The organism is Xylanibacter brevis ATCC 19188, assembly GCF_000621725.1.
In the GTDB taxonomy this organism is placed as follows: Bacteria; Bacteroidota; Bacteroidia; order Bacteroidales; family Bacteroidaceae; genus Prevotella; species Prevotella brevis.
The window spans coordinates 12952-36814 of the sequence record NZ_JHXM01000020.1 but is presented as its reverse complement, the minus strand read 5'-3'; the positions used below and the strand labels follow the sequence as shown (position 1 = coordinate 36814).

General features: G+C 51.2%; 12 protein-coding genes and 1 pseudogene. 10 read left to right on the top strand and 3 right to left on the bottom strand.

From position 1 onward, the window contains the following. Positions 1 to 243: 243 nt before the first annotated feature. From T433_RS17050 to T433_RS0110770, 6 genes and pseudogenes are all read left to right on the top strand, one after another. A pseudogene (locus tag T433_RS17050) lies at positions 244 to 732 on the top strand (leucine-rich repeat domain-containing protein); the annotation flags it as partial. Positions 733 to 786: 54 nt separating this feature from the next. Beyond that, positions 787 to 1599, top strand: coding sequence for a hypothetical protein (locus T433_RS16850; RefSeq protein WP_248616516.1), 813 nt, complete (start codon positions 787 to 789; stop codon positions 1597 to 1599). Positions 1600 to 1648: 49 nt separating this feature from the next. Continuing rightward, positions 1649 to 2977: an InlB B-repeat-containing protein gene (locus T433_RS0110785; RefSeq protein ID WP_155808483.1), complete on the top strand. Its 1329-nt coding sequence runs from the start codon at positions 1649 to 1651 to the stop codon at positions 2975 to 2977. A 7-nt stretch (positions 2978 to 2984) separates the two neighbouring features. Continuing rightward, complete coding sequence (locus T433_RS0110780) at positions 2985 to 6416, top strand: ubiquitin-like protein (protein ID WP_081778465.1); 3432 nt, start codon at positions 2985 to 2987, stop codon at positions 6414 to 6416. 32 nt (positions 6417 to 6448) lie between these two features. Continuing rightward, positions 6449 to 7591 (top strand): OmpA family protein, encoded by a 1143-nt coding sequence (locus T433_RS15205; protein WP_044109727.1) that lies wholly within the window; start codon positions 6449 to 6451, stop codon positions 7589 to 7591. Positions 7592 to 7636: 45 nt separating this feature from the next. After that, complete coding sequence (locus T433_RS0110770) at positions 7637 to 8422, top strand: Ig-like domain-containing protein (RefSeq protein ID WP_081778464.1); 786 nt, start codon at positions 7637 to 7639, stop codon at positions 8420 to 8422. Between the two features lie 227 nt (positions 8423 to 8649). On the opposite strand, the gene T433_RS16540 is transcribed toward T433_RS0110770, so the two are convergent. Beyond that, positions 8650 to 9933, bottom strand: a complete 1284-nt coding sequence (locus tag T433_RS16540) for a transposase (RefSeq protein WP_155808482.1) — start codon at positions 9931 to 9933, stop codon at positions 8650 to 8652. Positions 9934 to 10645: 712 nt separating this feature from the next. On the opposite strand from T433_RS16540, the gene T433_RS0110755 reads away from it, so the two are divergent. Genes T433_RS0110755 through aat form a run of 3 tightly spaced genes read left to right on the top strand, consistent with a single transcriptional unit; the run spans position 10646 to position 13859 of the window. Continuing rightward, positions 10646 to 10951 (top strand): ATP-dependent Clp protease adaptor ClpS, encoded by a 306-nt coding sequence (locus T433_RS0110755; protein WP_027455804.1) that lies wholly within the window; start codon positions 10646 to 10648, stop codon positions 10949 to 10951. A 6-nt stretch (positions 10952 to 10957) separates the two neighbouring features. Beyond that, positions 10958 to 13225 carry an ATP-dependent Clp protease ATP-binding subunit ClpA gene (gene clpA, locus T433_RS0110750; RefSeq protein ID WP_081778462.1) on the top strand — a complete coding sequence of 756 codons (2268 nt, stop codon included), beginning with the start codon at positions 10958 to 10960 and terminating at the stop codon, positions 13223 to 13225. Then, positions 13203 to 13859 carry a leucyl/phenylalanyl-tRNA--protein transferase gene (gene aat / locus T433_RS0110745; protein WP_027455802.1) on the top strand — a complete coding sequence of 219 codons (657 nt, stop codon included), beginning with the start codon at positions 13203 to 13205 and terminating at the stop codon, positions 13857 to 13859. The genes clpA and aat overlap by 23 nt, the downstream gene beginning before the upstream one ends. A gap of 265 nt (positions 13860 to 14124) precedes the next feature. Here aat and T433_RS15200 read toward each other — a convergent pair whose 3' ends face one another. Both T433_RS15200 and asnA read right to left on the bottom strand, forming a co-directional pair. Further along, on the bottom strand, positions 14125 to 17778 hold the full coding sequence (locus T433_RS15200) for a rhamnogalacturonan lyase family protein (RefSeq protein ID WP_155808481.1): 3654 nt from the start codon (positions 17776 to 17778) through the stop codon (positions 14125 to 14127). Between the two features lie 203 nt (positions 17779 to 17981). Then, positions 17982 to 19019 carry an aspartate--ammonia ligase gene (asnA, locus tag T433_RS0110735; RefSeq protein ID WP_027455801.1) on the bottom strand — a complete coding sequence of 346 codons (1038 nt, stop codon included), beginning with the start codon at positions 19017 to 19019 and terminating at the stop codon, positions 17982 to 17984. Between the two features lie 244 nt (positions 19020 to 19263). On the opposite strand from asnA, the gene T433_RS0110730 reads away from it, so the two are divergent. Further along, positions 19264 to 23769, top strand: a complete 4506-nt coding sequence (locus T433_RS0110730) for a rhamnogalacturonan lyase family protein (protein WP_027455800.1) — start codon at positions 19264 to 19266, stop codon at positions 23767 to 23769. Positions 23770 to 23863: the final 94 nt, after the last annotated feature.

The window sequence follows — 23863 nt, the reverse complement described above, 5'->3', positions numbered from 1 at the left end:
ATTTTTTTATGCCGAGACGTAGTAACTTCGCGACTTTTGTCGCAAAGTTACGAAAAAACGAGAGAAGAACAAAAAGAAGATTGGAAATTTAACCAAGAAGTTACTTACCAAACATATTAAGTGAAAAATCCAACAGAAATGTTTCGATTCTTATGTGTACTTTTGCACCCAAAAATGTGACGTTTAGAACATTAAGGTGAAAAGAACACTAAATTAGGATGCCAAAACTATTTTTTCTTAATCATGATACAAAAACGATTTAAATTATTGATGGCCGTACTTGCGATAGCATTTGCGGCCACAGGGTCCGTAAAGGCTGAATCATGGACCAGTAGAGACTGTACCGTTACACTTAGTAATGATACTCTGTATATCAGTGGAGACGGTCGAACGAAAAATTACGAACGTATACCCTCAATACCCTGGTATGACGTTAGAAGTTCTATCAAGCATGCCGTCATTGGGAAGGGGGTAACGAAAATAAATAATTGCTTCTACGACTGTGATCAACTGGAAACTGTTGATTTTGAAAAAGGATCTAAATTGAAATTCATCGAGAATGATGCTTTTGCGGATTGTACAGCTCTGACTACAATCACTTTGCCTGACAGTGTTGAGAGTATTGAAAATTGGGCCTTCGGTGGTTGTTCAAGTCTGGTATCAATAACAATACCTGCCAGTATAAAGTTGATAAAAAGTTATACATTTACGGGATGTACTAATCTCGCTGATATATTTTGCTATGGTGACCCAGAGAAATTAAGTTGGGAAAATACAGATGCTTTCATGCCTAATCGTGGCACCAAGGTTCATGTGCTAAGTGAAGATCTCAGTAAGTATCAGGAAAAGTTCTATGATATTATTAAGGTTCCTTTTGTGGGCGACTTGGATGATAATACTACTAAGTACACCCTTATTAATATTCCTGAGGGCTGGACATTGACTGCCAACGGACGTTCTGTGACCGTAAACAACGGTGAGGCAGAAATCCCTGAAGGCGCAGACGTAAAACTGACACCCGCCACTGCTATAATAAATAAGGTGAAGAGCGTGACACTTGAAGACTTCATGCCGCAAATAACTGCTCCCACATTGCGAACTGATCTAGTCTATAATGGTCAAACACAGGCGTTGATTACCGCTGGTGAAGTAGATCACGGAACCATGCTCTATTCTACAAATGGTACAACCTGGAGCAACAAAGTGCCTACAGCTACTAATGCTGGTGATTATAACATCTACTATAAAGTAGTGCCCGAAGGTCATTACCTTGGCGTAGAACCTACTTTGATAGGTCAAGCCTCTATCGCTAAAGCTAAAGGCTGGATAACTCTCAGTCCTTCTTATACTACGGGATGGGATACATGGAGTTCTAAATATCAGACAATTACGATCACCCATCACCCTGGTGGTACAGTGACGTGCCGACCGGTTACACCTGATATGATGTCTGCTAGTATCTTTAATGCTACTTCTACTTCTTGTTCTGCTACCGTTACAAAAGCTTCTGGTCTTCCAGGCAACTATGGAGTGTATTTTACAAGTGCTGCAACACAGAACTATACAGCGGCACAGGCAGTTTTTCTTTGCCAACCATAACTTTCCTGTGCGAATAGTATAATATATGTACATAATAATTTCCAAGAAAATGAGATACATTTTTAAATATACAATGCTGCTGATGCTGCTGTTTGTCAGCACGACGGCTTTTTCTGCAACTCCCGACTCTGAGGAGCCCGATCCCACCATCCCCGTAAAGCAGGCCGACGGCTCTTGGACTTTCAAAATGCCCAGCGCTAAGCGTTTGCTGGCTGTGGAGTACTATCCTTCTGTACTGACCATTGCTACGAACAATAGCGAGTGGGGACAGGTGAAACTGGTAAACGCTGCAGATTCAAATGATCCTGTGAGCAATGCTAACGTGACCGATAATGGTGACGGCACCTATACCGTGGCTACAGGTACAGAGGTCTATGTAAAAGCTGTTGCCAGTAAGGGCTATTACATCAAGAACTGGAGCAATGAGGCTAATATTACCAATAACCTTGAAACTACCCAGACAATCACTATTAACGACGATATGACCATCACGGCCAACTTCGCCGCCTATCCAATACTGACAATTGCCAGCAACGATGAGACGATGGGTACTGTTGCTATCAATGGTAAAAAACTGCCTGCCGGTGTCACCCTGATAGGCACAGGAACCTACAGCGTACGTCCTGGCACCGAACTGACAGTTAGCGCCAGTGCCACTCAGGATAATCATTTCGTGAACTGGACCAATGCGAATAGTGAGGCCTACACTACTGGCATCGTCACCCCAGAAGGAAATTTCCCCGCTACCAGTCAGATAACTTTCACGCTGAATGACGAGATGACGGTTCAGGCCAACTTCGATGCTAACGGTATCTTCGTAGAGGTGCCTGCTGGCGAGTTTGTTTCTTATTATGGTAGCAGAACACTGATTCTCAATGAAGAAGAGACTGACGCCAAGGTATATACCGTGAGCAGCGTGACCGACAGTGAGGTTGTGCTGAGTGAGATTGATGGCGTGATTCCTGCACAGACACCCATGCTTGTCTATAATGGTGGAATCGCTAAGAAGGATGTCCTGCTGAACTACTCGCAGTTGACGGGCTCATCAGTCCTGACAGCACCTGAGTTCAAGGGTACTCTCGTAGCCAAGAGCATGCCTGCCAGCTCAGCTGTTGATTACTATGTCCTGAACGGCACGGCCTTCGTCTATGTGAAGAAGGCTGGTACGATAGCTGCCAACAAGTGCTGGCTGGAGGTCGTTGAGAATGAACCACAGAACGCCCGACAGATTGTATTCGGAGGCGATGTTACGGGAATATCCATCACTAACCATGAGCCATTGACCATTAACTATTTGTACGATCTGAACGGACGTAAGGTCAGCAAGGCCACGAAGGGTGTGTATATTCAGAACGGGAAAAAAATAATAATAAAGTAAATAAGATATGAGTAAGAAATTTTTCGCACTATTTGTGCTGCTGATGGCTGCTACCACAATGAGTGCTATGCAGATATTCGTTAGGACACAGTCAGCCAAAGATATCACGCTTAATGTGGAACCTACTCATCTGATACGTCAGATCAAGGAGATGATCTATGAAAAAGAGGGTGTCCTTGTCGGTGACCAGTGTCTTCTTTTCGCAGGTGAGACATTGCAGGATGATAAGACAATAGCTAACTACAACATCCAGAATAAATCAACACTCAATGTGCTGGTCGGCAAATACGATCTAGTTGCTGGAACATCTGAGCACGGAACAATGACGTTCAAGATTGGCCCTAATGTGGTGAGCAAAGCCAATGAGGGCGATGTGGTGACTTTGGTTGTTACTCCCGCCGAGGGTTGGGCCGTTGGTATGCTCAAAGGAGAATGGTCGATGGCTTGGGAAGGCGCAAAGGCTCCCCGTCGTGCTCAGAACCTTGACCTGCTGAAGGATTTTGAGTTGACACCTGTGAAGAACGAAGAGAACACCTATACCTTCACCATGAAGCGGGCCAATGCAGAGGTATCAGCTAACTACCGAAAGTTGCTGACAAATACGGATATCACCATCAACAGCATCGGCGCCGTAACCTACACAGGGCTGGCTCAGACACCTGCCGTCACCGTAAAGGATGGTTCTGCCATCCTTACCAAGGATGTTGACTACAGCGTGAACTATACTGACAACTTGAATGCTGGACAAGCTACTGTTACTTTTGTTGGTAAGGGCAACTATGCCGGACAGGTAGAGAAGAACTTCACCATTAATAAGGCTGACATAACACCAACAGCACCTACTGCAAAGAAACTAACCTATGACGGCACCGCACAGACGCTGATAAACGCAGGTGCTGCCGAAGGTGGCGAGATACAATACTCACTGGACGGACAGACCTATGCACCGGCTCTGCCTAAGGCCACTAACGCAGGTTCATATACCGTATTCTATAAGGTGGTGGCTGATGCTAACCACAATAACGCAGATGCCAAGTTCATCAATGTGCCTATCTACAAGGCTGCATTGACTACCGTGCTGCTCAGCGAGTCGAACCTGGTGTACAACAAACTGGAGCAGTCGCCTGTCATCAGCGGCGTGAAGGCTGGTACGCTTGAAGTCTCTACTGCCGACTATACCTTAAGTGGCTCTGCTACTAACGTGGGTACTTACACCATCACTGCTACGGCTAAGGATAATGCCCAGAACTTCACAGGTCAGACTACGGCACAGTACAGTATCGTGGCTGCTGATGCTAACCTCTTTGCACTGACTCTTGGAAACAGCTCTTTCGTTTACAATGGTGAGGAGAAGAAGCCCACCGTTACAGTTAAGGACGGTGATGCCGTTCTGGTAGAAGGAAAGGACTACACGCTGGCTTATACCAATAATGTGAATGTAGGCACTGCTACTGTTACGGCTACTGGTAAGGGAAACTATAGCGGTACGAAGACTGCCCAGTTTACGATTACTAAGGCTGATATCATCCTGACTGCTCCTACTGCCAACACAGAACTCATATATACTACTCAGCCTCAGGCGCTGATTGCTGTAGGAAATGCACAGGGCGGCGAGATGCAGTACTCGCTGGACGGTACGAGCTGGAACACGAACATTCCAACGGGTACCGATGCCAAGGAATACACCGTCTATTACAGAGTGGAGGCAGACGCAAACCACAATGATGTGGCTGCCCAGAGTTTCAAGGTGACCATCGAACAGGCCAAACTGACTGCTGCTACACTGACAGAGACCACTTTCATCTATAACCAGAAGGAGCAGACCGCTCTGGTTGCCATCATAAGCGCCGGTGCTATCACCGTACCTTCTGAGGGCTATGAGATTGCGGACAACAAGGCAACGAACGTGGGCAACTACACTGCTACCATCACTGGTAAGGGCAACTACAAGGGTAGCGTGACTGCTAACTTCAGCATCGTGGCTGCCAACGCCAACCTGTTCAACCTGACGCTGGGTACTGCCGAGTACATCTATGATGGTACAGCGAAGACGCCTGCCGTTACCGTGAAAGATGGTGATGCTGTTTTGGTAGAAGGAACAGACTATACGCTGGCTTACACCGCCAACGTGAACGCTGGCACAGCTACTGTGACCGCAATAGGTATCGGTAACTACAGTGGCACGAAGACGGCTACCTTCACCATCAAGCCCGCCACGCTGACAAGTGTAACACTGAGCCAAACGGAGTTCCAGTACAACCTGTTTAAGCCGGTAGAACAGAACGTCGGTATCGCTGAGGTGAAGGCTGGCAATCTTGTGGTTCCTGCAAACCAGTATGAAGTGGAGGGTAACACCCAAACAGAACCAGGAACTTATACAGTGACTGTAACGGGAAAGACTAATTTTATAGGTGAAGTAAAGGCTGAATTCACTATCACAGAACAGATTGTTGCAGGTAATGCCGAGGAGACCGAGACTGGTGATGAGGTTGAGGATGTGATGATGACTGTGAGCGTGGTGGATCGTGAGAATCAGACACTGAGCATCGACAAAATTACCGAGCCTACTACTGTTTGTGATGAAAAGATTAGCGTAGTGATTCCTTCCAAGATTGATGGTTGGGCAGTGGTAAGTATCAATGATGATGCTATGAGTGGTATGGATAACGTGACGGATATCTATATGCCTGAAACGGAGAAGCCTATCTTTATCAGTGGTAAGGCAGTACCTGCAACAGCTACTATCCACACACCGCTGGCATTGCTCGATGACTATGCCCTGATGGCGTCACTGAAAGAGAATTACGAGGCAGCTAAGGTGGTGACCACTGTGACACCCGCCAATAAGTTCTGGACTTTGGGTATAGGCTGTGACGTCGTAGTACCTGATGGCATTGATGTCTATGCCGTGAAGGTGAAGAACTCTGCCGAGGTAGCTACTGAGATAGTACCCGACGAACTGCTGATGATTGGTTCTGAGCGTGTTATTAAAGCCAACAATGGTGTGTTGCTGCTGGGCGAAGCCGGCAAGACCTATAACCTGGTGGCTTACAGTGGACGACTTGCCAGCGGCATGCCTGTAGCATCTTCTGACAATAAGGACTACGGACGCAGCAACTGTCTGGAGCCCGTGGTGGAGAAGAAGCACTACGAGAGCGGCCACTACTTCGTGCTGCAGAACAATGAGTTCCACAGCATCCTCGTCGAGGGTGACGAGGTGAAGGTGCCCGCCGGCAAGGCCGTGCTGCACATAGGCAACGAACAGGCTGGCGCCAATGCCCGTGTGCTGACAATCAGTGGTGACGTGACAGGAGTTAATGGAGTTAAAGGAGTTATGGAAGTTAAAGACGATAGCTTCTTCGACCTGCAGGGCCGTCGCGTTCTCAACGCTCAGAAGGGACTCTACATCCAGAACGGACGTAAAGTCGTGGTAAAGTGAGAGTGAGTTAGAAACATAAAACGATATATATTATGAGAAAGAAAATATTTGCACTGCTCGCACTGTTCTGCATGACGCAGACAGGCGTGCAGGCACAGACTCGGGACTCGGTGGCCTTTGCGCCTCACTGGTTCGTCCAGCCCCAGGTGGGCGTGGGCTACCACGTGGGCGAGGCCAAGTTCTCGAAGCTGCTGTCGCCTGCTGCCCAGCTGAGCGTGGGACGTCAGTTCTCGCCTGTGTTCGGTCTGCGCCTCGGCGCATCGGGCTGGCAGGCTCGCAACTGGCAGACGCACCCCGTGGCAGAGTATAAATGGAACTACGTGCAGGCTAACCTCGACGCCACCGTGTCGCTGACCAACCTGATCTGGGGCTGGGATGCTGACCGTAAGTGGAACGTCTATGGACTGGCTGGCGTAGGCTTAAACATCGCGTTCAAAAACGATGATGCTAACAACCTGGCGGCGATGAACGAGAGTGCGGGCATACCTGCACTGAAGAACGGCGGCTTCGAGAAGCTGTGGAACGGCACGAAGGTGCTGCCTGCCGGTCGTCTGGGTGCAGGCATCGAGTACGCCCTCTCTGAGCGCGTGGCTCTCGGCTTGGAGTACAACGCCAACGTGCTGCCCGACAAGTGGAACTCGAAGAAGGGCAAGGGCGACAACTTGGACTGGCAGCAGAACCTGCTGGTGGGCGTGAAGATCGCGCTCGGCAATACCCGTAGACACATCCTGATTGAGGAGCCTCTGCCCATAGTAGAGACCGAACCGGAACCTGTAGTTGAGGAACCTGCTCCTGTTGTCGTGGAGCCAGAACCTGAAGTACCTGCGGTGGAAGTACCTGTGGTTGAGAAAGAGCCAGAATTCAAGGAGGTGAAAATATACTTCGGCTTCAGTTCTTCGCGTATCCAGTCTTCTGAGAGGTCTAAGATTGATGAGATCATGGAATACTTGAAATCTCACGACGATAAGAAACTGACGCTCACGGGCTATGCAAGTCGCGACGGTAAGTGGAAGTACAACCTGAAACTTTCTCGTTGGCGTGCCAATGCGGTGAAGAAAGCGCTTGTTGCCAAAGGCATCAGTGCAGCCCGCATCAAGATTGTTGCCAAGGGTGAGGCTAACCTGGGAAGTCGGAAGGAGAGTCGTGCTGCTGTAGCAGTCACAATTGAAAAATGATTCGTGGTTGAAAAAAAAGATAAAAACAAATAAAGTAAAAACGATATGAAAAAGAATATATTTTATGCATTGATGATGCCCGCACTGTTGCTGGGCGCAGTGTCCTGCACAGACTATCAGGACGACATCGACAAGCTGGGTGCCGAGAACGATGCCCTGCGTAGTTACAACAACCAGACCATCTCGCAGTTGAACTCCGTGGTGTTCCAGACCGAGGCTGGCGTGGTGAACATTACCGTGGACCAGCCCGCCGCTACCACCATCGTCTATGAGGTGGAGCCGAAGGCACTGGCTTCCGTGCTGGCTGCTGACATCACCCGTCTGAGCTTTCTGTCACAGCACGATGCTGCGATGGCTGTCACAAATGCTGTGGCTGATGCCTCTAAGGGCACACTGACCATCACCGCTACACCCAGCGGCTTCGATGGCAGCAAGGCCTACAGTCTGTCACTACTCTACAGCGAGGACGGTCGTTCCTACCAGACGGCATATACGCCCGTGAAGGTGATTACGCATCCTACAGCTGGCAGCATGGCTATCAATATCCCTGCCACCTCTGGCGGTAAGTATGCTGTAGGTGCCAACTATCAGCTGAGCGCTGTGTTCACTCCCGTCTACATCACCGAGACTGATGTGACTTGGAGTGTGGACGATTCTACACTCGCCACCATTGATGCTAACGGTGTGCTCACTCCGCTGAAGAACGGCACGGTGACTATCACCTGCACATCGAAAGATGATCCCTCTGTGACAGCTTCTATCACCATCGAGATCACCGGCGGCAACATCCCCTTGGACGAGGATGGAGTCAGTCAGGTAAATGCTGAGTAAGAAAAAATCCTGGTGCACAAAAATCCGCTGAAAGCATTATAAAGCTCTCAGCGGATTTCTTTGATTGAGATATATCTTATAAATATATCTTCCCTACTTAACAGTGGCCTTTACATAACTCTTTCCTGCCTTATAGAGAAGTCAATAGGTCTGCTAGCTAGTCACTTTATTTATAGTGATCAGTTTTAGTGGATTCAAAAGATTATTTCTCTAAATAGCGATATGTCTCAGCGGCCAACAAGCAGCTGTCCTATCGCATTCAGGGCTACGAAATAGTAGCGCTTTGAATCGTGGGGCAATGAAGTATAGGCGTAATGCTTAGCCTCTGCTTTTCTGCGGAGAGCATCCTCTACTATATTAACAATGGTGGGATGCTCGTAGGCACGCTCTCTAGGCTCCAACAACAGCAGGCTGCCTTTGGAACAGGCTTCGAAATAGACGCCTCCAGGTTTGTAGTAACGCTCGTGGGGAGAACCCTCGGCAGGGAAGCCGTCGGCCAGCAGCACCACCAAGGGGAAGCCCTGCTCACGAACCGTTCTGGCTATGAGCTTCTCACCACTGCTGATAGCTGCCGTATAGGTCACCGCACCATTTTGGGCAGCGGCCAGCACCTCTTGCAGTCGCCTATCGATTGTTGCGCCGTCGGCACTCCGCGACATCTCCACCAGCTGACGGTCGGGCCAATCCAGGAGGAAATGATTGCCTAAGGAGGTGAATGGCAATCCACAAAGCATCGTGTCTCTATGCATCCGAAAGTAGTCGGGGTTGCGGCTCTTGAGCCAAAGGCGGCGCGGATTGTCTTTCACATAGTCAATCATCCTGCGCAACTGCCCTGGTGCATGGAGGATGCGCTCGTGATAATAGGCGGCGTCTGCCTGCCAGATGCTGCCTCTGCCCGCAAAAATGCGGGCAAACTGCACGGGGGCGCTGTGCTTTCCTTCAGCAGGGGCGGCAGGCACGGAGGAGGCAGGAGCGGGGGCGGCAGGCACGGAGGAGGCAGGAGCAGGGGCAGTTGGCACGGAGGAGGCAGGAGCAGGGGCAGCTGGCACGGAGGCAGCTGGTGCCGCGCTGCGTGCTTCCCTGTGCACTTCAGCGGCGTTCTCGCCGCTGCAATAGAATTCCTCCCTATAGACCTTGGTGCACCCGCTCTTGAAGCCGCGCACCACCGCCCCGATACTATGCGGAAGCGGCTCCAGCACCTGAATCACCAGATGCACATGGTCGGGCATCACCATCTGTGCCAGGACTTTCAGGGCGTAGCCCTTGTCTTTATAGAACTGCGCAAGCCCTCCGAGCATTTGGCATACCCGCTGCCCGAAAGGATTTAGCCTGACAAAAGCCGTTTCTGCACTTTCGCCACTAAGCGCCCCAAACAATGGGTAGCGCCCCTCTACAGGCAGTGTAAAGTGATAGATGGCACGCCCTCGGTAGTCCCATTTCTTCTCCCGATGGTGCCGTGTGGGATCTACCGGTCTCCAGTTTCTCTTCTCTTCATCTATCGTCTGTGCCATTTCTTTGGTATCATTTTAATATCAATTATACCGAGCTTATAACATATTTGACAAAGGTACAAATAATATTTAGAATAGCACTTCCCCGACAGAAAAAAAAGTATGTTCGTCTGTTCTTTCAGTCGCTTCGCATTCTTGCCTGCAAGCGTCACCCTTCGGGATGCCGAGCGGGTGAAAGCGGCATAGCCGAGCGATTATGTCTTTACTCCCGTTATTATGTCTTCCTGCCACTGTTGCCAAGCAATTCGGGCGGTATTATGGAGAAAGACGAAGACTTTGGAGATGCTATTCTTTAGGTATTGTTTCTGCTCCAGGGGCTAGAAATGAACATTCCAGCGGCTAGATGGGGGGCATCTAGGGGCTAGATGAAGCGGATCCAGGGGCTGGACGGAAGGATTCTAGCCCCTAGAACCGACCCAAAAGTGGCACTATTGCATGTTAATAGTGGCACTTTTATACAGCAATAGTGGCACTATTGCATATCAATAGCGCCACTATTGGGCATCGAAAGCGATGCTATGGCTGTGTCACTCAACGATTTTGATGGCGACAGCATGCAACTGCTGCACGCACAAAGTGCGCACAGCAGTGAGAGTGATAGGATACAGAAAACACTAAGGCTACAGGGGCTCGGAATTAAGAAGAAAAACATGTTTTCCCTTTGTATTTCTCTCGACTTTCAGTAACTTTGCACCCCATAAGTTATCAAACAATGGCAAAAGAACAGGCATCTGTCAAAGAAAGACAAAACACCGACCTGCGCGAACCGAAGCGCTACAAGGTGGTGATATACAACGATGACTTCACACCCATGGACTTCGTGGTGAGGATACTCGTAGAGATTTTTTTCAAAAGCGACACCGAAGCCGAGGCGCTAATGCTGCAAGTGCATCACTCCGACAAAGCGGTGGTAGGCATCTACAGCTATGACGTGGCCCTCTCAAAGGTGCGCAAGGCAACCAACATTTCACGAGAGGCGGGCCATCCGCTACGCCTGTCGGTTGAACCAGAACAGTAAACAATTATGGCAGAGATAAAACGAACCAAAAGGGCTAGTCGCGTGATGGAAGAAGCCGTGGCTTGCTGCCAGGCATTGAGACACGAGTTTGTAATGCCCGAGCATCTGCTGCTGACACTCACCAACGACTTCGAGTTCTATCAGACACTACATATTTTCTACCATCCGGAACAACTGAGAAAGAGAGTCAGAGAGAAACTGCTAGAGTTGGAGATCGTGCCCACTGACCGCGACTACGCACCGGATATATCGGAACAGCTGACACAGGTCATCAGCATGGCATGGCAGCAGGTAAAGGCTAGCAGCGCCGAAGAGGTTGACGTGCCCCACATGGTGGCCGCCCTGTTGCAGTTGGAAGAGTCGTGGGCCGCCTATATACTGAAAAGTGCGCTTGGCAATAAGGTGAGCAACTTCATGAGTCAGCTGATAGACAGTTATGAGATGGAGGATTTCCTAAGCGACTCGTACGAGGATGACAACGAGGAAGACGACCTGTTTGGCGACTACGACAAGAAGCACGAGGTGGCCTGGCGCCAGCTGGTGACCTGCATGAATGAGCTGTACGAGAAACACAACCCGCTGATTGGTCGCGAGACGGAGTTGGCCCGCACCATCCAGGTGCTGTGCCGACGCGACAAGAACAACCCGCTGCATGTGGGCGAACCGGGTGTCGGAAAGACGGCACTGGTGTGGGGACTGGCACGCATGATTGCTGAAGGCCGTGTGCCTGAACGCCTGAAGGACGCACGTATCTATCAACTGGACATTGGCACACTGCTGGCGGGTACGCAGTATCGCGGCGACTTTGAAAACCGCATCAAGATGATTATGGACGGCATCGAAGCCGAAAGCGAGGCTAACATCGTGTATATCGACGAGATACACACGCTGGTGGGAGCCGGTGCCACGGGCGAAGGGGCGATGGATGCCTCTAACATGCTGAAGCCTTACCTTGAAGCAGGCAGCATCCGCTTCATAGGCAGCACCACCTACGAGGAGTACAACCGTCACTTCTCGCGCTCGAAAGGACTGGTACGTCGTTTTCAACAGATTGACATCCCCGAGCCCTCGACCGAAGAGACCAAGCATATCCTGCGACAGTTGCAACAAGGCTACGAGGCGTTCCACCACGTGAAGTATGATAGCGATACCATCGACTTTGCGGTGGATGCCAGCGCCAAATACATCAACGACCGTTTCCTGCCCGACAAGGCCATCGACCTGATAGACGAAGCGGGAGCTTCCTACGAGAGTAAACTGACGTCAGCGAATGGTGAAGACACCCAGAGCGCAACCGTGACCAAGGCCGACATTGCCGAAGTGCTGGCCAAAACCTGCAAGGTGGATGCCCTGGCAGTCAACGCAACCAACGAGCACCAGCAGCTGGAGCAGATGGCGCCACAGATGCTGGCAAAGATTTACGGACAAGACGAAGCCATCAGCCAGGTGGTGGAAGCCGTACAGATGTCGCACGCCGGACTGCTGGACGACAACAAGCCCATGGCGTCGCTACTGTTTGTGGGACCCACCGGCGTGGGAAAGACGGAAGTGGCTCGCGTGTTGGCCAAGGTGCTGGGCATCGAACTGATACGCTTCGACATGAGTGAATACACCGAAAAGCACACGGTGGCCAAACTGATTGGCTCGCCAGCAGGTTACGTGGGCTATGAGGATGGTGGTCTGCTGACCGATGCCATCCGCAAGACGCCCAACTGCGTGCTGCTGCTCGACGAGATAGAGAAGGCGCATCAGGACATCTACAACATCTTGTTGCAGGTGATGGACTATGCGCGTCTGACCGACAACAAAGGACGGAAGGCCGACTTCCGCAACGTTATTCTAATCATGACGTCGAACGCCGGCGCACAATATGCGGCCCAGGCCTCCATCGGTTTCACAGGTGGTGCCTCACGTGGCGAGGCGATGTTGCGCCAGGTCAAGAAGACCTTCAAGCCTGAGTTCATCAACCGCCTGTCGGGCACCGTGGTGTTCAACGACATGGACGAGAAGATGGCTCGCCTCATCCTCAACAAGAAACTCGACGAGCTGCGCGAGAAGCTCAGTCAGAAGCACGTCACGATGACGCTCAGCGACGAAGCCTTCGACCTGTTGCTGAACGAGGGCTTCACTAAGGAATATGGTGCACGCGAGATGGATCGCGTCATCGCCCGTCGTCTGAAACCCCTGCTGACGCACGAGATTCTGTTTGGCAGCATGAAACAGGGCGGCAACATCAATATAACAACAGACGATGGCCATCTTTCAATTAGATAAACGATTGTGGTTCCCACATCCGAGTCTGGCAGAAGACGACGGGCTGATAGCCGTGGGTGGCGACCTCAGCATCGACCGTCTGCTGCTGGCCTACTCCAACGGGTTCTTCCCCTGGTTCTCGTATCGCGACAGCCCAGAGCCGATGTGGTACTGTCCGCAGCAGCGCTTCGTCATCTTCCCCGACGAGATACACATCAGCCACTCCATGCGCCAGCTCATACGCAGTCAGCGCTATCAGGTGACCATCAACAAGGACTTCGACGGCGTGATTCATGGTTGTGCCATGGCACAAGACCGCGACACCACCGAGGGAGCATGGCTGGGACCCGATATGATTCGTGCTTACACCGAGATGCACCACCAGGGCTTTGCAGCCAGCGTCGAGGTGTGGGACAATGGTCAGCTGGTGGGTGGACTGTATGGCATCACCATCGGTGCGGCCTTCTTTGGCGAGAGCATGTTCTCGTTGGTGCCGAGTGCCTCGAAACTGGCACTGATCCACCTGGCTCAGGTGTTGCGAGAAAACGGCGGGAGCCTCATCGACTGTCAGTTTGAGACACCTCATCTCCGTTCCATGGGCGGACGGCACATCTCCTACGAAGAATACATGGAGTTACTGAACGGCGAACGCTGATACACTTTTGTCGTTCACTCATGAATAAAAAGTGGCACTTTACGATGTGTAAAGTGCCACTTTTCTGTTGTTATAGTGCCACTTTTGCCATGCAAAAGGGTAACTATTGATATCATTCTAGAGTCTAGAAAGCACATTTCTAGACTTTAGAAATGCAACATCTAGAGTCTAGAAACAATCATTCTAGACTTTAGAAATAGCTTTTCTAGAGTCTAGAATGATTCTGATACCGTCACTTTGCCATACGCAAAGTGGCATTATTGACTTATAATCTTACCTTTTTTGCAGTGCCATTCGACAGCTTTACGATGTAAACCTTGCCACTCTCAAGATGCTGGATGCGACGGCCATCGAGGGTGTAATAAGCCACGGGCACTGCCTGACGGGTTGCAGGTGCAACGCTGGTGGTTTCTTCTGGCGACATACGCGAAGCGTAGTTGTTCTCCACACGACAGTTCAACAGGATATTGTCGAACTGTGCCTGACCGGCATAGCGGTTGGTGTTGTAGAGGATGCTGCCCACCTTGACGAACGACGAGCCAATCGTGTACTTGGTACCATCGACATAGAGGAAGGTACCAGCCTGAGACGAGCGCAACGATACGTGATGATTGATGGTGGGAGCCGTCTCGCTCTTGAAGTAAGTGCCCTTGGTGACACCATAGTGACCCAAGACGGTACCATTGACCACGATGTCGCCTGTGGTAGCACCGGTGAACGCACGGAAGGTAACGATGGCGCCATTGCTCTGGTCGCGCAGGATGATTTCGCCAGCACGGTCGGCATTGCTGCCGATGATGGATGTCTGGGCGAAGTCGAAGTTGAACTCGTATGAGGTGGTGGTGGCATACTCGCTGATGGCGGGAATGGTATAGGTAGCCGAGGTGCCGTTGTTGGCATCGAGCACGCTCTTCAGCCAAATACACTTAGAACCGCTGGCACCGTTCGACTGCTGGACGGCGGTCAGACGTCCGGGAAGGGCGATGGTCCAGTTGTCTTGCCAGTTGGAACCTTCAAAGTTCTGTACCAGCACATCGAGATAGGTAGCACCGTCAATCTGATAAGTAGCATCGATGGCCGTACCCACGTGCAGGTAATAGCTCTTGTTGGCCTGGTTGAAGAACACCGTGCCGAAGTGTCCATTAACCTGCGCGCTACACTCCACCTTCACGTCGAGCAGACTGGCCGAACCGGTAGCCATGCCCTGGAGCGTGCCCAACAGGTAGTCGCCATCGGCCAGAGCACCGGCAGAGCGGATGTCGATGACAGGCATCAAGTACTGAGGACCATACTGCCAGTTCTGTGTGCGCACGAAGAGGGTACCAATGTTCAGGCGGTCGCCGTTGGCATTGCCGCTGCCCTTGATATCGAACACCAGACGTGAGCCCTCTTTGATGGTGAGGTTACCCACAGTCATATGTGCATAACCATTGTCGTTGACGTATGGTGTGGTTTTCAGGTTGCTGGTGATATAGAGTGCCGAACCATACTCCATAGAGATAGACTTATACTGGCTCTCGGCGGCTGCCAAGTCAGAACCGAAGAATAGCTCGGTGAAGCGGTTGGCCCACACATCGCTGTTGGGAATGCTGCCGTTGCTGATCAGTGCACCCTGCCATACGTCGGTCTTACCCGTGTGGGTATGTGTGGTAAAGGGCAGATGAGCGGCAGAAGAGCCCTGCTTACAGAGGTTGGTGGTGCCAGAAAGACCATTGCCAGTGAGACGGATGCGGTCCCAGGTATGCTTCGTCTCGAGATACTGCACACGGTCGCCACCCTCGATGGTGGTACGTGAGTTCAGGAAGAGCGTCGAGGGCTTGGCACCAGCATTGATATTGACCGTGTACTGAGAGCCGTTGCCATCAGGCCACACAAACACATCGCGACCATTGAGGGCGGTAGTAATGGAACCGTTGTTGCCAATGCCCGTGCGACCTGTCCATGTCAGAGCGGGAGGAGCCTGCGTGAGTCCTTCCAGCTCGCCCACGAAGAAGCTGGGATGAGGAGGTTGGTTGTAGCCCTCGGTCTGCCATACCATGGCCTGACGATACTGGTGGTCGTACCACAGTGACTGCATGCGGTGTTCGGTAGGCGTGACGGTGGTATAGACACGGATGAAACGGTTATCTGAAGAGCGCATCACCAGCTCTTCGCGCCAGTCGCCCAGGATATCGCCTGTGGCACAAGGGTTCTTCTTGGTGCCGTTGATGCACGAGGTGGCATACGAGCCGTGGTTGGTATCGAAGATGCGTTGTCCCAACTTGTCGATATAGAGATAGCTCTCGTTAGAGCCAGGGCCATTGATGGTCTCAGACAGCAGGTCGCCGTCCCAATAGATACGGAAATTCAGCGCCATGGGGTAAGGCGTCTGCGCATTCCAGTTGTTGGCCATGCCACTGATGTAAACAGGCGATGTGGGGTTGGGCTGCACATAGCTCAGAGGAATGATGCCCGAGCCTGTCGAAGCACCGATACCACCAGGATACTGGTTGGTGAAATTGCCAGCCATGGCACGTCCGTCGTCGCCACTGCCGGGTGTGCGGGCATAGATCTCGCAGGTGGTGGCATTGCGGAAATTGTTGCAAGGACGCTCTTCGTTGCATGCAAAGGTCTCCAGACCACGACGGAAGGGATCCAGGTCGCCAGTATGAGAGGCGTCACCATGGCCAAGACCGGTGGAAGAACAGCCATGCAGCGAGTTGTCGGCCGTGTGGAAGTCGAGCACCATGGAACCATAGATAATCTCGTCGCTGCCGTCTTCATCGACATCGGCAATAGAGAAGTTGTGGTTGCCCTGGCCGTTCCAACCACTGTTGTTATAGCTGTGCCAGGTGTTGCCCACCTTATATAATTTATTAGTGCTCTTGTTCACGCGATAAGTGCAGGCATCAATCTTGGTATAGATGCCGCGACCCAGGAAGATGTAGGGGTTGACACCATCCAAGTAGGGGGCGCCCATGAAATACTTGCTGGAGCGGTGACCATAGGAATCACCCCAGTCGGAAGCGTTGCCGCGAGGCAGTGGATAAGAGATAACGTCGTAGGTGCGACCGGTGCGGCCATTGATATACATGAGCCACTCTTCACCAGCATTAGAGAAGGTCATATTGGCGGTGTGCGTGATGCCATTGCGGATGTTCTCGTTGACATTGCCAATGGTCTCGGTGGTTCCATCGGCATGGTGAATAACGGTGTTGGCACCACCGCGATAAAGCACTTCGCAGGCACCATCCTCGTTCCAGTCGAAGGCCACTGCATCCCACTGCTCATCAGCACCGTAGCAGATATTGGGTCCGCAATCAATCCACCACAGACGTCCATAGTTGATGCTGGAGGCATAGACCTCTATCTGGCAGTACATCTGATAGTTGTTGGCAGGGAACAGGTTATCTTGGTCGGTCTGATTCTTACGTTTCACGATGAAGTCAACCTTACCGTCGCCATCCACATCGCCCAGCGAAATGTCGTTGATCACGTAGTTGGCCATCGCCGTAGAGGGATTGTTCTGTTTCCACACGGTCACGCCACTACGAGCCTGAACGTTGGAAACGGGAAATTCGAAATACTGATTCTGCCAGGGAGTGACGGCTGCACACTGTGCCTCCTCTACCCCATTGCGGACTGCTGCCACGGTGTATTGGCTAGAGGTGCTGCCACTGGCATCGGCATAGTTGGAGGCATAGAGGTTCTGGGCAATCAGCGCACCGTTGCGATAGAGCTTGTACGTCACGCCATAGTACTCGTCTGCCTGTACGCGCCAACTGACAAACACGCCCTGCGACACCTTGACGGCCACCAAGCCGCGATCCAGCTGATCGGTCTTGCGCTGTGCAGAAGCATTAGTCACGAAAAGAAACGAAAGGATAGCCAACAGAGCTATGCTTCCATACCTGCATAGGTACTTTGATAAGTGTTTCATTGTTTTTAATGAGTTAGATAGTTTTAAAATAGTTTATAGTTAGTAAAAAAGTAGTTATGGTTAGGTGGTGCAAAAATAAGAAATAATTGTCAGTAGCAAAATTATTTCACGAAAAAAGGTCTCGTTGCAAACATTAATTAACAAAAAAAGGAGGCAGGAAAATGATGCTTCCTGCCTCCACTGATTCTTATGCTTGTTTGTTATTAAATAAGTGTCATACCCATCTCCTTGCACTGCTGGCGCATGTCGTCGGGCCAGATGCTGGCCTGAATCTCGCCGATGTGGCCTTTGTGCAGTAGCACCATGCAAAGGCGACTCTGACCGATACCACCGCCGATGGACAGTGGCAACTTGTCGTTGAGCAACTGCTGATGGAAGTAAAGCTGCTTGCGCTCTTCTTTATTCTCGATCTTCAGCTGGCGCAGCAAGGACTCCTTGTCCACGCGGATACCCATAGACGACAGTTCGAACGAACGTCCCAGCACGGGATACCAGATGAGGATATCGCCATTGAGGCCCTCACGACCGTCCTCGGCAACGGTGCTCCAGTCATCGTAGTCGGGGGCACGTCCGTCGTGCTTCTCGCCATTGCTCAACTTGCTGCCGATACCGATGATAAACACGGCACCATATTTCTGACAGATGGCATCCTCGCGCTCCTTGGGTGTCTTGTCGGGATACATCTGCAGCAGCTCTTCGGCATGGATAAAGTGGATCTTCTCGGGAAGGAAGGGCTTCAGCTGGGGATAAGTCTCGCAGGTCAAATACTCGGTGCGACGAATGGCTGCATAGATACGCTCCACGATGTTTTTCAGGAATGCCAGCGTGCGGTCTTCACGACGAATAGAGGCCTCCCAGTCCCACTGGTCAACATAGAGAGAATGCAGGTTGTCGAGTTCCTCGTCAGCACGGATGGCATTCATGTCGGTATAGATGCCATAGCCAGGTTCGATGTTGTATTCTGCCAGCGTAAGGCGCTTCCACTTAGCCAAAGAATGTACCACCTCGGCCTTGGCATCGCCTAAGTCTTTGATGGGGAACGTCACAGCACGCTCCACGCCATTCAGGTCATCATTAATACCCAGTCCCTTCAATACAAACAAAGGGGCGGTGACACGACGCAAACGCAACTCGGTAGAGAGGTTAGCCTGAAAAAACTCTTTTATCAACTTGATGCCTTGTTCCGTCTGTCTCATGTCGAGCAGAGGCTGATAGGCGATGGGCTTGATGACTTGACTCATATTCTCATGGTTTAAAAATTCGGGCGCAAAGTTAATAATAAAATATTAAACTGCAAACGATAGCGCCTAAAATATTTTCAAATAGTTATCAGTAAGGGCCTTTTAGTAACTAATTGTTTCTCAAAACCCCAATAAAGGGTAATTATTACACTTTTTCATTAATTTGTTTGGTAGTTAGGTTCATTCTTCGTAACTTTGCACCCAAACCAAAAATAAATTACTAACATTAATCAATTAAAACTCTATGAAGAAGGTATTACTACTACTTTTCATGACGGTTTTCACGATGATGGGCAACGTATGGGCTCAAAGAACCACAGACAAGCTAGACCGTGGTCTTGTGGCCGTTCCATCGGGGGCTGGCTCGTTTGTTAGCTGGCGCATCTTTGCCGAGGAGTACTACGATACGGAGTACAACCTCTATCGCGACGGTACCAAGATTGCAGGACCGCTGAAGGTTTCTAACTATGTGGACAAGGACGGCAAGGACGGTGCCACATACCAGGTGGCTGCTGTGGTACGCGGCAAGGAACAGACTAAATGCGAAGCTGTGACCCGCCTGAAACAGCAATACATACAGTTTGCTGTAAAGAACGTGACAGACCGCCAAGGCAATGACATCACGGCCGACTACAACATCAATGATATTGCGCTGGCCGACGTTGACGGCGACGGCGTGAGCGAGTTCATCATGAAGCGCAACTACATAGATGGCAGCTCGGTGAACGCACCCGCCTACAACCTGTTGGAGTGCTACAACATCAAGGGCGATCGTCTGTGGTATATCGACCTGGGTCCAAACATGGTGTCGGGCCCCGACGAGCAGTATGATGCTGTGGGCTACGACTGGGATGGTGACGGTAAGGCCGAAATCCTGTTGCGCGGTGCCGACAACATGATTATCCATCATAACGACGGTACTACCACCGAAATCGGCAATATGAACGTGAACACACGTAACACCGTGAACCAAACGGCCAACATGACCTACACCAATACGGGTGCTGAATACCTGCTCTATCTGGAGGGTGCAAGCGGCAAGCCTTACGCCATCGGCAATGACGGTGCGCTATGGATGGACTATCCCCTACCCCGTGGCAGCGCCAATGACTGGGGCGACGGCTATGGTCACCGCTCTACGAAGCACTACTTCGGTGCACCCTTCCTGGACGGACGCCATCCATTCATCTTCTTGGGACGTGGCTGCTACACGAAGCACCACATGAAAGCATTCCAAGTGGACCCCGCAACCCACAAGCTGACACAGTATTGGGAATTTCGCGGCGAATCGTGGCCCTACCATGGTCAGGGCTTCCACAACTTCGGTATTGCCGACGTGGACTGGGACGGACGTGATGAGATCTGCTTCGGTTCTATGGTGATCGACGATAATGGTCAGGGACTCCACACCACTGGCTTTGGACATGGTGATGCTCAGCACTGCTCAGACTTTGACCCCTATCGTCATGGTCAGGAGATCTTCACCTGTAATGAGGATCAGCCTGCTATGAACTATCGAGATGGTACGACTGGTAAGATCTACTATCGTCTGCAATCGACCAGCGATGACGGCCGTGCACTGTGTGGTAACTTCTCTAACGACTTCCCTGGCGCTATCGGTAAATCGAGTCAGTCGGGCGTTGTATCATGCGTTTCAGACAAGGTGCTGCCCAATGGTCCTGCCGGATTTACACTGAACTTCCGCATCTACTGGGATGGTGACTTGCTGGAAGAGGGTCTGGATGGTGCCAGCTCACGCGAAGGTGCTCCAATGGTAGTCAAAGCCGACGGCACTCGCATTTTTACGGCAGATGGTACTGCCAACTGTAACTGGACGAAGAATACGCCTTCGGCCACTGGCGATGTGCTGGGCGACTGGCGTGAAGAGATTATTGCACGCACTGCAGATAATAAATACGTACGCGTGTACACTACTAATATAGAGACCCCTTGGCGCAACTACAGCTTGTGGCACGACCACCAGTATCGCCAGGGCATGGTGTGGGAGTCTATCGGCTACAACCAGCCTCCTCACGCCAGCTACTATCTCGGCGAGATGGAAGGCATCACCATGGCACCTCCCCCACTCACGATGACCGATCGCACGGAGGTGGCCAACAACGGAACGATCTCTGCTGCTTTGAACGACAAGCATGTCATCGTATGTGAGACCAACGACATGACGGTCAATGTGGCCGAGGGTGCTAAGCCCTATATGGTGACCTTCAACACGCCCTCTTGGGTACAAGGCACCGGTTCTACTTCAACAAATGGCACTGGACGCATCAACTATACGTATTACACCTGCGACGTGAAGGGTGCTGCCTTCACGGGCGATATGCGACTGGTGAAGCAGGGTGACGGTACGCTGAACCTGCCTAAGGTAGATATGACCTATACGGGCGAAACCAACATCTGGGCAGGTAAGGTGAACTTCGACGGTTCGATGCTCAACACTTCGGTGTGGATGAACCGCTTTGCCGAGCTCTACAGCGATGGTGGTAAGTTCCGCAGCATCAAGATGGACTATGACTCTAAGCTGTATCCTGGCCGCAAGGACAACATTGGTACTATTACCACCGATTCACTATTGATGGGCTTTGGCTCACGCATGGTCTTCGACTTGAACAGCGACTTTACGGCTGACCAGATCAACGCCGAACTGCTGACGATAGAGAAGAAAATCTGGCAGTATGGACCAAAGTACCAGATGCCTGTGTTCCAGTTTAACAAACTGAACACGAACGAGGAACTGGTCGAGGGAAAATACTTGCTGGGACAGGTAAAGACCCTGAAGGGCAAATTGGAGAACATCAAACTTGAAGGACTGAGCAACAAGCAGAAGAGCTACCTGGCATTAGAGGAAGACAAGCTCTACCTCATCATCGAGAATCAACGCGATGCCAGCCAGGTAATTTGGACAGGTGCTCAATCAAGCACTTGGGACCTCGGCATCAGCGAGAACTTTGCCGATGGCGAAGGCGAAAGCATGATCTTCGTAACGGGCGACCAGGTGACATTCAACGACGAGGGTAAGTTTAGCTCTATCAACATTAGTGACGATGTGGAGACCAGCGACATCGTGGTCAACAGAACGAAGGACATAACCTTGATGGGAACAGGAAGTATCGTGGGCAACAGCCGACTGGTGAAGCAGGGTTCTGGCAAGCTGACCATCAACACCGAGAATAGCTATAAGGGCGGCAATCGCATCTCGGAAGGTGTGGTCGTCGTCTCTTCGCTGGCCAACGCTAATCAGGCTAAGGGTAACCTGGGTGCCGTCACGAGCAACAGCGACCTGTTCATCATTGAGAATGGCGCAGAACTGAACACCACAGCAGCTGTGAACAATGGTTCTCCAATCAAGTTCATGGGAGAAGAAGGTGGTGTGATCAACAACGCCAATGACTTCATCGCTGCGTCTTACATGACCGGTACGAAACTGACTAAGAAGGGCAACGGCTGGATGAAGCTGAACACCAGCAACTCATCACTGGAACGTCTGGTTATCGCTGGCGGTACGGTGCAGTGTATCAATGCCCCCACACCTGCCAAAACAGTAGAATTCCAAGGTGGACGACTGGACGAAAACACTGGTACCAGCTATAACATCTATATTCCTAAAGGCAAGTCGGGCACTTGGAACACAGTGAATGATGCTACCTATTCCAATACCATTTCAGGTGAAGGTACACTGACGGTATCATGTCCTGTGCGCAAGGGTGGTACTAATCCAAACTACTGGTATGCCACACGTACTCGCATGGCATTGAGACTGAATAATTTTGCTGGCATACTGACGGTTACCAGCAATGGCGACCCAGGCGGACGATTCACACTGGACACCAGCAACGGTATGCCTAACGGCACGCTGAATATCCCCAGCGGTGTTGTGGTGCTGAACTCTGGAAGAACATTACGCATCGGTAAGGTGGTCGGCAACGGATCACTGGGTGGTAACAGTGACTTCGGCAGCGGTGTCAGCGGTACAAACGCCTGGGAGGTTGGTAACGATGAGAACTGGACCACCAACGTAGTGGTGACCGCCAACGCACAACTGATCAAGGTGGGTACTGGTAAGGTGACATGGAGTGCAGCCTGCAATCACACGGGTGCTACCTATGTCAACGAAGGCGAGATGTGCGTCAAGGATGGTACAAGTCTGGGAACGGGTGCCCTCACCGTGAAGGAGGCAGGCACACTCTCTGGCAACAACTCTGCAGACAAATCGTTGAAGAACTCTTCATACACCATCCACGGAATGGTGAAGCCTGGTGCGTTTAATGGTTCTACCACTGGCACACTCTACTTTGGTTCGAAGAACGTCAACATGAGCGCTACCAGCACACTCGTTATCAACGCAGCAGCTTGTGCTACTAGCACTTACAATGGATGTTCGTTCATTGGTGGCATTAACACGCTGACCATGAACGGTACAATCATCGTGACACCTTCGAAGACGAACACACTGGCCCCTGGCGACTCTATCCGCCTGTGGAAGGCCAACAGTTTCAGCGGTACTCCAAAAGTGCAGAACACCAATGGTATCACATGGGACACCAGCCGCATCAGCGAGGGTATCCTCATCGTGAAAGACGTGGACACTGCCATCAGACCAAAGATCTCTGTGCAGAATCCTCAGGACATCTACGACAGCTTCGGCCGTATGGTACGTCAGCAGGCTACCACACTGGAAGGACTGAAACCCGGCATCTACGTCATTCGTGGACGTAAGTACGTGGTAAGATAAATTCAATAGTGGCACTTTCACAATGCGAAAGTGCCACTATTACACAATAAAAGAGGGCGTTTCAAATAAAGAAACGCCCTCTTTTTCTATGGTT